Here is a 13,060-nt window from a genome sequence, read left to right on the forward strand (position 1 = left end):
AGACCCTGCCACATCGCTTGTGCGGTGCTTCCCTGCCTTTTTCATCCCGTTTACACGACTTATTCCGAATGAGCCAAGCGTTAGGCCCAAGTTTGATCAGACGTAGCTGGAACCGCTTGGTCCGCTTTATCTACTGGCACTACGCCGCGCTGAAATGGGCAGCCATTGCCTGCCTGACGCTGATGGTCGTCGTGGTGAGTGTCCTGCAGTTCTGGATCTTTCCGAGGCTCGACAGCTATCGACCACGCATTGCCGCAGAAATCAGCGAAGCGGTTGGCCGAAAGGTCGAGATTGCCCATATGCGTGGCGGCTGGCGAGGGGTGCGGCCCTATGTCGAGATTGATGGCTTTTCGCTGCTCACGAAGTCTGGCCATTCTGCGCTGACCTTGAAGCAGGCCGAGGCCACTTTGCTCTGGTGGCCATTACTGTGGGGGGCGCTGCGTTTTGACACGCTGACCGCCCATGGGCCAACGCTGGAGTTTTCACGCAATGCGGAGGGGCGCCTGTTTGTGGCCGGCCTGCCTCTGGACGACGGCCCATCCGACGGCAGCATGGCCAATTGGCTACTCAAACAGCACAGTGTCAGCATCCAGAATGCCACGCTGATCTGGCGTGACGAGAAGCGACAAGCGGCGCCGCTGGTGCTGGCAGGGGTTAATTTCGAACTGGACAACTTCCTGTTTGGTCGTCATCAATTTGAACTCCAAGTCACCCCTCCGGCCGAACTGGCGGGCACGCTCACGGCATCCGGCGAGTTGCATGGGCATGACGTCAAGCAACTGAATGACTGGTCTGGCAAGGCGACGCTCGAAGTACAGAACGTCAACCTGGCACCCTGGCGTGCCTGGATCAGCTACCCGATCGACGTGCAGAGTGGTCGAGGTCGTATCAAACTGACCGGCGCGTTTGCCAAGGCCCAGCTTAACGAGCTGGATTCCACGCTGGCACTGAATAACGTATCGAGCCGACTGGCACCCGATCTGGAGCTGTTGGCGTTTTCTGAGATCAGCGGTCAGGCCAGGTGGCGCCAGAGTGAGCAGAGCCGGGAGCTTGAGCTGTCCCACCTCAAACTGACGACCGCTCAGGGCGGCAGCATTCTGTCAGAGGCGGGAGGGCGCCTGCAGTTGCACCCGTCTGGCGGTGGTGAACTCGGGTTGACCAAATTCACCTTACCGGCTGTGTCGGGCTTGATGGGAGGTTTGCCGCTACCGGCGGACGTCCGCAAAAGCCTGTCCAGCCTGCGGCCGCATGGCAGCATCGATAGCTTTGGCGCGCACTGGGAAGGCGATTGGCGCGAACCTCGTCACTATCAGGCCAGTTTTGCGTTTTCAGGCTTGGGGCTGGATGCCCCGGAGCCTATTCCTTCTGTCGGATTGCTGGATGGCGAAGCCAGCGTTACCGAAAGTGGGGGGGCCGTCAAACTCAAGAGCAAGCATCTCCGCCTGACTACCAAACTGTTTCTGGAACCCCTCGAATTCACCGAATTACTGGCTGAAGCGCAGTGGAGTCGCGCCAAGGAAAAAGTTGAAGTCACCGTGCCGAAGCTGGCGCTGGCCAATGACCACATGAGCCTGAGTGCCAAAGCCACCTATCGCTACGAAGGGCAAGGCGCAGGGTGGCTGGATCTGGATGCGCTGGTTCCGAAGGCAGAAGCCAGCAAGGTTTATAAATACATCCCCAATTCGGTAGCACCCGATACGGTCGAGTGGCTGCGCACCTCGCTGCTGACTGGCCACGCGCATGACGCCAAGTTCAAACTGACCGGCCCGCTGGAAGCGTTTCCGTTTGATGGTGACAAGAACGGGATCTTCCGGGTCGATGCCAAAGCCAGCGGCGTGGAGCTGGATTACGGCAAGGGGTGGCCCCGCATCAGCAATGTCGGCGGCGATTTGCTGTTCCACGGCAATCTGATGCAGATCGACACCCATTCCGGCCAGGTGTTCGGTGCCCGCCTGGGCAAGGTGAGATCGACCATCCAGAGCCTGGAGCATAGCGATTCGATTCAGATCGAAGGCGAAGCCAGCGGTCCGACCAATGACTTTCTACGCTATGTGCGTGAAAGCCCGATCAACGAGGCGATGGAAGGGTTTCTGGACCATGCCAGCGCGCAAGGCGAGGGCAATCTGCGTCTGAAACTCGACATCCCGCTGATCAATGCTGATGCCACCAAGGTGCAGGGGCGTTTTGCCTACGAGCGGAACGCGATCGATTTCGGGCCGCAGATTCCCAAGCTTGAGCAGGCGCGCGGCGAGCTGAGCTTTACCGAAAAGGCTTTGCAGCTCAAGGGGGGTACAGCGCAGATCCTGGGTGGAAGCAGCGTGCTGAATGTGGGTACCGATAGCGATGGCACCGTCAGGATTGCGGCGACCGGTAAGGTCGATGCCAATCTGGCGGCTCGGCGCTATGCCTTGCCACAGGCTGAACTGATTCGCGGCGTCACGGACTACAAAGCCGATCTGGAAGTGCGTAGCCAGGGCACCAGCGTCAGCATCGATTCATCGCTGCAAGGCGTGGCGCTGGCGGCGCCGGCGCCATTGGGCAAGGAAGCGAGCGACAGCATTCCGCTACGCATTCAGCTGAATATGGCTCAGGGAGAGGCGGATCACTGGCAGGTGGCCTACGACAAGCTGGTGGGGGCCGACCTCTATCTGCGAGGCAGTGGCAAGGACATGCAGATCGAGCGTGGTCAGATCAATCTGGGGCCTACCCAGCTGGCTGCGCGGCGGCAAGGTCTTTGGGTCAATGGCAGCTTGCCTCAGTTGAATGCCGATGTCTGGCACGACTTTGTTGGCCGGCTGCCTGAAAGTGCCGGGTCGGGTGGCGGAGTTGCCACGCCGCCCGTCAGCGGCGTAGATCTTAAACTTGGCAAGCTGCAAGTCTTTGGCAAGCAGCTGAATCAGCTGTGGCTGCGGGCAACCCCGGCAAGTGGCGGCTGGCAGATGCAGGTCGCCAGCAAAGAGGCAACGGGCAATATCCACTGGAACGGGCAGGGACGGGGGAAGCTGGTGGCCAAGCTCAGCGCCCTGCATATGCCGCTGCCGCAGGTGGCGGGGTCGGCAGCAGCGGCGGTCAGCAACGAAGAACCCGAGCAATTGCCGGCGATGGATGTGACGGTGGAGGATTTCCAATACCGGGATCGCAAGCTGGGCCGGCTGGAGGTCAAGGCGCAGCAGCAAAGAGAGAATTGGCATATCGAGAAGCTGAGCATCGCCAATCCGGAAGGCCGGCTCGATATGGATGGCGTCTGGCGCGTGGCCGGCAATGACAGCCGCACCAGCGTGAAGGTCAATGTTGATTCGTCGAATATTGGCAAGCTGCTGGAGCGCTTTGGCTATCCCGAAGCCATGCGGCGTGGTAGTGGTTCATTGGCCGGAGAGGTCAGCTGGAACGGCTCGCCGCTATCGCCTGACTTTGCCAGCATGAGCGGAAGTGCCCGGATTGCCGTGGGGCCGGGACAGTTCTCGAAGATCGAGCCTGGCGTTGGCCGGCTGCTGGGCATTCTGAGCCTGCAGTCGCTGCCACGTCGCATCACCCTGGATTTTCGCGATGTCTTCAGCGAGGGCTTCGCTTTCGACAAGATTTCCGGCGATAGTAAGATTTCAAAGGGCGTGATCGCCACGGATAACCTGGTGATCATCGGCCCGGCCGCGCAGATCCTGTTTCGGGGGGAGGCCGACATGGGCAAGGAAACCCAGAAGCTAACCGTGCGCATCGTGCCAACGCTCAGCGACAGCGTAGCGCTGGCAGCCGGTGTAGCCCTGGCTAATCCGATTGTCGGTGTCACGGCATTCCTGCTGCAAAAAGTATTGAAAGACCCGATTGGCCAGCTGGTGGCTTATGAATACGAGATCACTGGCAAATGGGAAGACCCCAAGATCGTCAGGGTTGGATCGGGTGAAACGGTTGAGTTGAACGCCGACAAGCCGAAAGAAGCCGACAAGCCGGCGGTTGCTGATAAACCCGTAGAGGGGGCGCCATGAGGCATTGGTTGCTGTGGATGAGTCTGGCAGGCCAGGCCGCACTGGCTGCGCCGGTCTGTGAAGTGCCGTTGGAATTCTGGGACCGCGTGCGCAGCATGCAGCGGGTGGTCAAGGAGTCCGGCCTGGCTCCATGCATGCGGCAGCTTGCGCGAAACCAACAGCTCACTGCCCGGTTGATTCATCCGCCGGATCGGGAATCGCAGACTCAGGCAGAGGAACTGCGCGACTGGCTGACCTCGACCGGCCTCGAAGGCAAACGGGTGGTGCTGCAGGGACAGGGCAAGCCCGGCGAGCCGTTGCGGTTCGAGGTTGTGGAATCGACCCCCTGATGTTTCAACCGCGCCATCACCATACGCATCACATCACATAAAAAGGAGCAGGCATGGCAACCAAAGGCGTAACAGGCGAGAAAAACCGGAAAGCGCTGGCGAAAGTATCGGGCAATGTACGGATCGCTGCGATTCAGATGGCGTCTGGGCCCAGCATCAGTTCGAATCTGGCCGAAGCGGAACGCCTGGTTGAAATGGCTGCCAAGCAGGGAGCCAAGCTGGTTGCGCTGCCTGAGTACTTTGCCATTATGGGCATGAAGGATACGGACAAGATCGACGTCCGGGAGGAAGAGGGCAAGGGGCCGATCCAGCGTTTTCTGGCCAAGACCGCCAAGAAGCACAAGATCTGGCTGATTGCCGGCTCGGTGCCGCTCGTGGCCGAAGAGCCGGGACGGGTCAAGAATTCCTGTCTGGTGTACGACGATCGGGGCAAGCTGGTGGCGCGTTACGACAAGATCCACCTGTTTGGCTTCAATATGGGAACCGAGCAGTATCAAGAGTCCGCGACCATCAGTCCAGGTGACAAGATTGTCGTGGTCGAGACACCGTTTGGCCGGGTTGGCTTGTCGATCTGTTACGACCTGCGTTTCCCCGAGCTGTACCGGGCGATGCAGCCCATCGATATCATCGTGGTGCCGGCGGCTTTTACCGCCACCACGGGCAAGGCGCACTGGGAGACACTGCTGCGGGCTCGCGCCATCGAGAATCTGGCCTATGTTCTCGCGCCGAATCAGGGCGGCTATCACCTCAATGGCCGCGAGACTCACGGCGACAGCATGGTCATCGACCCCTGGGGTGTGGTGCTGGACCGCCTGGAACGGGGTTCGGGTGTGGTGATTGCCAGTATTAACCCCGAGTATCAGGCGCGCCTGCGAAAGAGCCTACCGGCGCTGGACCACCGTGTACTACCGCAGCCGGCCGCCATCTAACTTCGCTGAGGTGTGAATGCGCCTGGAGCTGGCTTCAGGTAGATAAGCGTCCATCACGCCCGGTTTTTACAGAATTGAGGGTGCCTCTGCCGCACCTTTCATGACACTGGATATAGAAATAATGACAAGTCAAACCATTCTCAGAGAGACCGCCGACCAGTACCTGCTAACACCCTATCAATTGGGCGAGAGCAGCCTGGAGCAGGTATTCGGCGAGATCATGCGTCACGAAATCGATTACGCCGATCTTTATTTTCAATACAGCCGCTCAGAGGGCTGGAGCCTGGAAGAAGGCATCGTCAAGGCGGGTAGTTTCAATATCGACCAAGGCGTTGGGGTGCGCGCCATTTCGGGGGACCGTACGGCATTTGCCTATTCCGACGAAATCAGCCTGCCAGCACTACGTCAGGCTGCCGAGGCCACCAGAGCGATTGGTCGCCAGGGCGGTGCGGGCCGCACCATGGTGGGACGTCACGGCGAAGGCCGTTTGCTGTACCCGGCGACAGATCCGATCGGCAGCTTGCAGGCGGCAGAAAAAGTGGCCCTGCTGGAGCGCCTGGAGCGCTTTGCCCGGGCGCAGGATAGCCGGGTGATTCAGGTGATGGCCGGGCTGGCCGGCGAGTATGAAGTCGTCTATATCGCCCGTCACGACGGCCACCGCGCCGCCGATGTCCGGCCGCTGGTCCGGCTCAGTGTCACTGTGATCGTCGAGCAGGATGGCCGACGCGAGCAGGCACACTTTGGCGGTGGGGGGCGCTTTGACTACAGCTACTTTACCGATGCGGTGCTGGAGTCGTACGCCCGTGAAGCGGTCAGACAGGCTCTGGTCAATCTGGAGGCCCGTCCGGCCCCGGCAGGTGAGATGACGGTGGTGCTGGGCAATGGCTGGCCCGGCATTCTCTTGCATGAGGCCATCGGCCACGGACTGGAGGGGGATTTCAACCGCAAGGGAAGTTCGGCCTTTTCCGGCCGGGTTGGTCAGGCGGTGGCCGCACCGGGGGTGACGGTGGTGGATGACGGCACCCTGCCGGATCGTCGCGGATCGCTGAATGTCGATGACGAGGGCAATCCGACCAATCGTACCGTACTGATCGAAGACGGCATCCTGCGTGGTTACCTGCAGGACAACCTGAATGCGCGTCTGATGCAGACACAGGTGACCGGTAATGGTCGCCGCGAATCGTTTGCCCATCTGCCGATGCCGCGCATGACCAACACGGTGATGCTGGCTGGCGATAAGACGCCCGAAGAAATCATTGCCTCGGTCAAGCACGGTCTCTATGCCGTCAACTTTGCCGGAGGCCAGGTCGATATTACCAACGGCAAGTTTGTATTCTCGGCTTCTGAGGCTTACATGATTGAAGATGGCAAGATCACCTACCCGGTAAAAGGCGCGACGCTGATCGGTAACGGTCCTGATGTTCTGACTCGCGTCACCATGATCGGCAACGATCTGGAGCTTGATCCCGGCGTAGGAACCTGTGGCAAGGATGGCCAGAGCGTGCCCGTTGGGGTCGGTCAGCCGACTTTACGCATCGACGGTGGGCTCACTGTCGGCGGCACGGCCTGATCGGGTCGGCGCCATGTTTGCCGGCAAGCCAGCCTCAGGCTGGCAAGGCTGACCGGGCGACGAGGGCCGTGCCATGCGCATCGCCGTCGTCGCCTGGGTTGCTGGAATCTGGCTGCTGCAACGGCAGCCACAGCTTTATTCGCATTTTTCCTGTTTGGGTGTTGTGGTTCTTGCAGCGCTGCTGGTCTGGCGTAGCCGTGGCGTGCACCGGCTGGCCTGCCTGGCGCTGCTCGCACTGTTTGCTGGCTTCAGCTATGCCAATCTGCGTGCGGACTGGCGTCTGGCGTACCCGCTGCCAGCGGCGTGGGAGCTGCAGGACATCCAGCTGACTGGCGTGGTGGATGGCCTGGTGGAAGCCACGCCCTATGGCCCGCGCTTTGTGTTGAAGGTCGATTCGGTGGCGACAGATCAGGCGCAGGTGCCAGCGCGTCTTCTGCTGAGCGACTACGCCAAAGGCGCCCATTACCTGCCCGCACAACGCTGGCAGCTCACCGTCCGCCTGAAGCGACCGCACGGTAATCTGAACCCCGGTGGTTTTGACTTTGAAGCATGGTTGCTGGCAAACCGGATCGGCGCGACCGGGACGGTCCGTCACCGCAGCGACAATCAGCTGATTCAGCCGTTCGCGCCGGGCTTCTTCACCAGCATCGACCGGGTGCGACAACAGCTGGCCACCCGTATTGACAGCGAACTGGCGGGCAAGCCGTGGCGTGGGGTGGTGAAGGCGCTGATCATGGGTGACCAGAGCGGTATTGCACCGGAGCAATGGCAGTTATTCCGCAGCCTGGGACTGACGCATCTGGTGAGTATTTCCGGCCTGCATGTCACCTTGCTGGCGACTTTGTCCGGCTGGCTGGTCGCTTGGCTGGCCCGGCAAAGCCCACGGTTGACCAGTCGTTTGCCGGCAAGGCAATTTGGCCTGATTGCGGGTGTGGCAACGGCCATTCTGTATACCTTGTTGGCTGGGGCTGCCGTGCCGACTCAGCGAACCTTGTGGATGCTGATGGCGGCCGCGCTGGCGCTTTCCTGCGGGAGACGGTTGGCGGTTTCCACCGTCTGGTGCTTTGCGCTGGCACTCACCACCCTGATCGACCCTTGGGCCGTGCTATCGGTGGGGTTCTGGTTGTCGTATCTCACCGTGGGGGTATTGCTCTATGCCTTTGCCGGCCGGGTCGGCGAGCCCGGTGGCTGGCATGGCAAGCTGGCAGCCTGGGGCGGGGCGCAGTGGGCGGCTACGCTGGGTTCGGCACCTTTGCTGGTGCTGTACTTCCAGCAGCTGCCCGTGCTGTCGCCGCTGGCCAATGCCGTGGCAATTCCGCTGATTGGTTCTCTGGCTACGCCGATTGCGCTGGCAGGTTGTCTTGATCCCAGCGGCTGGCTTTGGCGTCTGGCGCATCAGATTCTCGACTACACCTTCCTCGGCGTGACGTGGTTGGCCAGCTGGCCGCAGGCGGTGGTGTCGCTGCCCTCTCCGCCGGTCTGGACCTTGCTGCCGGCTTCCTTGGCGGTTGGGCTATGGCTGGCGCCCCGTGGCCTGCCTGCGAAATGGCTGGCTCCGCTGGGCCTGCTGCCGCTGTTTGCCTTGCCAAAGCCTGCCATGCAACCTGGTGAATTCCGACTGACGGTGCTGGATGTGGGGCAGGGTTTGGCGGTGCTGATCGAGACCGGGCGACATCAGATGCTGTTTGATACCGGAGCACTGGGGGGTGGGAGCCGGGTGCTGCCTGGCGTACTGGCCGCAGCAGGCATCCGGCGCCTCGATAGCCTGATGCTGAGTCACAACGATAGTGACCATGTGGGAGGGGCGCCGACAGTGGTGGAGAGTGTCGGTGTCGATCTACTGACCGGTTCTTTACCGGCAGATCACCCGCTACGGCAAGGGCGAGCCTATCGACAATGCGAAGCTGGCCAGTTCTGGCAATGGGAAGGCGTGACCTTTCGTATCCTGCATCCTCCGGTCGCGCTGTATACGCAGCCGGTGAAAAATGACAACGCCCTCAGTTGTGTGCTCAAGATCGACAGTGCAGCCGGCAGCGTGCTGATCCCTGCCGATCTCGAACGCGAAGGGGAACTCTGGTTGCTCGACCAATCGGCCACTGCTTTGCGCGCAGATCTGCTGATCATGCCGCATCACGGCAGCCGCACTTCGTCGATTCCGGAATTCATCGCGGCGGTGCAACCGCGCTGGGCGATTGCCACGGCGGGATATCTCAACCGCTTCGGTCATCCCAAGGCCGACATTATTGGCCGCTATCGCGACAAACAGGTCGAGGTCTACCGTACCGATCTGGATGGTGCCGTGCGTATCGACTTCCGGCGCGAGGGGCCGCAAATCACCGTTTGGCGTGAGCAATCGCCGCGCTACTGGCGACCAGCGGGGGATTTTATACGCTGAAAGACGTATTTTTTGCGAGGTTGTTGTCAGCGCAATGAGGCTTGGGCCGCAAAACCTGTCCGTTTGTGGGTAGAGGACGGGCACCCCGATTGTTACCCTCCTTGGGCTCCATCTGGAGCTATTTCAAATTGGAGGGCAACACAATGCATAAATCAAAGAAACTGATCGGCGCTGTGCTGGCGGGCCTCGTCGGCTTGGGCATGACACTCGCCACCAGTCCGGCGCTGGCAGCAGGCACTGCCAGCTGGAGCCTGCAAAAGCGTGATCTGAATGGCGACGGGGTGGTCGACGCCTATTACGACACGCAGCTCAATATCACCTGGTTGTATAACCCCAGTTTGTGGATGCCGGGGCCGGCGTATCGAAACTGGCAGGACGCCAAGGGGTTGGTGGCCGGCTTTCAGGTGAATGGCGTTGCAGGTTGGCGCCTGCCACGACTGAACCCGAATGTTTGTGACCCGATCTGGGTCAGCGCACAAGACTGTGCCAAGGGGCCTTACGCCAAAACAAACGAGCTGCTCCATCTCTGGTTCGTAACACTGGACGGGCTGAGAGCGGATCACCCGATGCGGACGCATTTTGCGTTCGCCGATGGGGTATGGTACGAAAACGAGGGGCCAGCGAGCTTCCCGAATTCGGCGTACTACATGTATTTCGCTATGCTCGCCCACCCAGGGTTCGAGGCCTACAAGCCGGGGAATAGTGGAGTGAGATTCCTGCCCTGGCCGGTGCGTGACGGCGATGTAGGCACGCCGCTGCCTTGATCGCAGCCTGATCGACTGACCGGCAATGGCCGGTCAGTCATCCCGTGTTACCAGATGCGGGTATTTCTCCATCAACTCCTTTTGCATGGCGGCGATGCGGCGGGACTTTTCGATGCCGACAGCGATGTCTGCTTCGGCCATGCCCTCCGCCCGGGCGCGCGCGATGTCTTTGCGCAGGCCGGGTAGGGCCTGATTGGCGGCTTTTATGTAGTTGCTGACCAGACGTTCGTGCTGGCGGGTTTCATATTGCGCGTATTGCTTGGGGTCGGCGAGCTCGGCTTCGGTCGGGCCGGGCAAAGCTTCGCTTCGCAGAATTGGCGGGCTGCGGCTATCGCCCTGCTCCCGAGCGGCGGCCAGGGTATGGGCGGCCAGTTCGGGGCGGTCGAGCGGCAGTAACGGGCTGTCTTGGCTGGCGGGGCTGGACGCAACGGCCGGCCAATCGGTCTTTGCGGAGGGGAGGGGCATCGGAGGGGCGCTGGCGGCAGGTGTCATTGGCATGGCTGCATCCGGGCGATCTGCCAGCATCCGCCAGCCCAGGACTCCACCACCAACGACCAACAGGACGCCCACTATGCGATAGACGGGTTTCATGCAGGGGATTCCGAAACGGGCTCCGGCTACGCCGGAATGCGGCGTGGCCGGATCAGGTTGTTGATTCAGGGCGTGTCGAGCTTGCCGCTGATGTAGGTCGGGTTGAGGCGGATATCGGCGGTTTTATAAAGCTGCTCGCGCAAGGTCTTGAACTGGCCGAGTGCTTTCTTGCGGGCGATGGCCTGCGAGGCAACATAGCGTACCGATTCGCTTTCCGGTGCCTGATAGCCTTCGACTTTTTCCTCGACCAATACGATCTCCCAGCCGTCGGCCATTCCGGGCAACTGCGGCCGTCGGATTGGCTTGCCCAAGCCTTGCGGCAAGGCGTACGCCGTTTGCTCCAACCAGTTCAATCCTTCTCGATGGGTGATCCAGCCCAGATCGCCACCCGTGTCGCGGTCACTGGCCAGCGAATGCTGTTTGGCCAGTCCGCCAAAGTCTGCGCCGGCATTCAGCGCTTCGTACAGCTTCTGGGCCGTCGTTTCATCGGCGACGTGCAGATGGCGGGCGCGGACTTTCTCGATGCGCCGGAATTCCGGCTTGTTGGCATCGTAGTAGGCACGGATCTCGGCGGGCGTGACTTCGGCCGCCAGCTGCTTGATGTGGGCACTGTCGTAGTGCATGTCCGCTTCGAGCCCGACCAGCCGCAGATATTCACCCCGCCGGCTGCGATCTTCGATGTAGCGACGCAGCTGCCTGAGGTCGGATGGGCTCAGTCCACTGTTCTGACGGACCCAATACTGCACATAGCGGGCCGAAAGTGCCTCCCGCGTGAATTGCTCAAGTTGTGCCAGATCCAGGCCCCGTACCGCCTGCCGGGCCTGCACATTCAAGCGACGGTAGACGTCCCACAGGCTTAGCGACGCTTCCTTTTCATCGCCAAACCGGTAGCGCAGCAATTCAGTGGCCCTGGCTTGCTGTTCCTGGGCCTGGCTCAGCTGATCGCTCAGTTGCAGGCCGCCAGGGCTTTGCACGATGCCAGCGAGGATTTCGCGCTTGAGACTGAATGGTCGGGTGATGGTGCCTGTCAGCGAGCCGGTTGGCTCGGCAGCCAAGGCCGTTTCAATCTCACGTCCGTATACCCGCCGCAGCGTGGCGACCAGCTGATCTTCAATCTGCACGTCGAACGGAAAGCCAACGTGTGTGGAGGGGTATAGCTGATCCGCCCGGAAATTCTGGCGCGCATAGTCGCCAAGCAGCCGGTTGTCGATGACCGAGGCCAGCACTTTTGACAAGGGGGTGCGGATGTCACGGCGGGCAGCAATTTTGTGCAGCACGCCCAGGCTGGCCGCAGACATCGGCTCGCCATCAATGGTGGCCACCACGCCATTCGCGGCGAGGTCGTAGCGCACGGCAGCCTGACCGCCCACGGCTGCCAGCAAGCTGACAGCCGCAACTATCAATGGGCGGCGCATGGTTTAGAAGCGCTCCGCTGCGCGGTTGAGCAGGTGGACCACCATGGCGATGGCGTGCGGCACCACTTTGCGGGCAACCACCTTGCGGTCGTTATGGTCGGTGGAGGACAGCACAATGCCGCCCTGGCTGTAGGAGAACGCACCACCCTGGGTCAGTAACGGCCGAATATCGACGGCGTTAGGGGCGAGCGGGGTGAAGCTGGTCATTGCCGCCTTGACCAGTGCCTGATCGTTGAAACCCTCGCTGTAGTAGTAGTCGTTGACCCAGCTTTCCCAGCCCGAGTGATTTTTGGCCGAGGTGGTCCAGGTGTGGTGGGGTTGCAGCAGATCGGTGGAGTGCATGACAAAGCCCAGCGTCTGTGCCGTGGGTTGGGCCAGGAACTGCTGCCACCAGTATTGCGCCAGGTTGTCGATAGGCTGGAAGGGCATCTTCTCGAAATCGGCATACATATCGGGCGTGGACTTGCCACCCAAGCGATAGTGCGCCTCGGTAATGCCATAGGTGTTGTACTTCGAACCATCGCCAAACCAGCCCTTCATGCCGCCAGCACCGTCATCCATATGGTCGCCATACAGCCAGCCGGCGGCCATCTTGTCGATGTCGCCCCATACCGTCAGCTTGTGATAGTTGTAGCCGCCGATGTCATTGCCGTGGACGTCCGGGCCGGCTGTATGGTTCTGGAAGTGGAAGTAGGACGTGTACTTGACGATGCTGGCACCCAGCCCCCACACCGGCGCCATCTGGCAATCACCCGTGGTGGCGCCGCACAGATAGGTGTCGGCGAAGTCATCCACATCGTAAGCTCCTTGCCCGATGGCCTGGGCGAATTGCTCCACCGTGTATCCCGCACGAGTCAGCCCGGCAACCAGCTTGTTGTAATTGGTGCTGCCTGGGTTGGCCTTCATGAAAGTCACGGCATCCATTGCGATGCGGCGATGGGTTTCCTGGGTAAATGCCTGGGCACCGCTGGCACATAGCGTGGAAAGCACGGCTAGCGCCAGGGCGGATCTGCTCAATTGCTTCATTTCGTTTCTCCTCTCGTTATCGGGGCTCGTGAAGGGGCGACTGCGGCATGGCTGATCAAAC

The 13,060-nt window shown here is 61.0% G+C and carries 9 protein-coding genes; 6 read left to right on the forward strand and 3 right to left on the reverse strand.

From position 1 onward, the window contains the following. Window positions 1-68 precede the first annotated feature (68 nt). The 6 genes from PZA18_RS18825 (at window position 69) to PZA18_RS18850 (ending at window position 9,967) form a co-directional block, all read left to right on the forward strand. Window positions 69-3,980, forward strand: a complete 3,912-nt coding sequence (locus PZA18_RS18825) for a YhdP family protein (RefSeq protein ID WP_284102418.1) — start codon at window positions 69-71, stop codon at window positions 3,978-3,980. Further along, a complete protein-coding gene (locus PZA18_RS18830; RefSeq protein ID WP_284102419.1) occupies window positions 3,977-4,309 on the forward strand; it encodes a hypothetical protein in 333 nt (110 codons plus the stop codon). Before PZA18_RS18825 ends, PZA18_RS18830 begins: the two co-directional genes overlap by 4 nt. 53 nt (window positions 4,310-4,362) lie before the next feature. Next, on the forward strand, window positions 4,363-5,238 hold the full coding sequence (locus PZA18_RS18835; protein WP_284102420.1) for a carbon-nitrogen hydrolase family protein: 876 nt from the start codon (window positions 4,363-4,365) through the stop codon (window positions 5,236-5,238). A 121-nt stretch (window positions 5,239-5,359) separates the two neighbouring features. Next, complete coding sequence (gene tldD, locus PZA18_RS18840) at window positions 5,360-6,808, forward strand: metalloprotease TldD (RefSeq protein ID WP_284102421.1); 1,449 nt, start codon at window positions 5,360-5,362, stop codon at window positions 6,806-6,808. A 73-nt stretch (window positions 6,809-6,881) separates the two neighbouring features. Next, window positions 6,882-9,203: a DNA internalization-related competence protein ComEC/Rec2 gene (locus PZA18_RS18845; protein WP_284102422.1), complete on the forward strand. Its 2,322-nt coding sequence runs from the start codon at window positions 6,882-6,884 to the stop codon at window positions 9,201-9,203. Between the two features lie 143 nt (window positions 9,204-9,346). Further along, window positions 9,347-9,967: a hypothetical protein gene (locus tag PZA18_RS18850; RefSeq protein ID WP_284102423.1), complete on the forward strand. Its 621-nt coding sequence runs from the start codon at window positions 9,347-9,349 to the stop codon at window positions 9,965-9,967. Window positions 9,968-10,000: 33 nt separating this feature from the next. Here PZA18_RS18850 and PZA18_RS18855 read toward each other — a convergent pair whose 3' ends face one another. From PZA18_RS18855 to PZA18_RS18865, 3 genes are all read right to left on the reverse strand, one after another. Then, window positions 10,001-10,558, reverse strand: coding sequence for a hypothetical protein (locus tag PZA18_RS18855; protein WP_284102424.1), 558 nt, complete (start codon window positions 10,556-10,558; stop codon window positions 10,001-10,003). A gap of 65 nt (window positions 10,559-10,623) precedes the next feature. Next, window positions 10,624-11,973 carry a peptidylprolyl isomerase gene (locus PZA18_RS18860; protein WP_284102425.1) on the reverse strand — a complete coding sequence of 450 codons (1,350 nt, stop codon included), beginning with the start codon at window positions 11,971-11,973 and terminating at the stop codon, window positions 10,624-10,626. Between the two features lie 3 nt (window positions 11,974-11,976). Continuing rightward, window positions 11,977-12,999 (reverse strand): phospholipase C/P1 nuclease family protein, encoded by a 1,023-nt coding sequence (locus PZA18_RS18865; RefSeq protein WP_284102426.1) that lies wholly within the window; start codon window positions 12,997-12,999, stop codon window positions 11,977-11,979. Window positions 13,000-13,060: the final 61 nt, after the last annotated feature.

The sequence above is a fragment of the Parachitinimonas caeni genome, from assembly GCF_030129945.1.
Lineage (GTDB): Bacteria > Pseudomonadota > Gammaproteobacteria > Burkholderiales > Chitinimonadaceae > Parachitinimonas > Parachitinimonas caeni.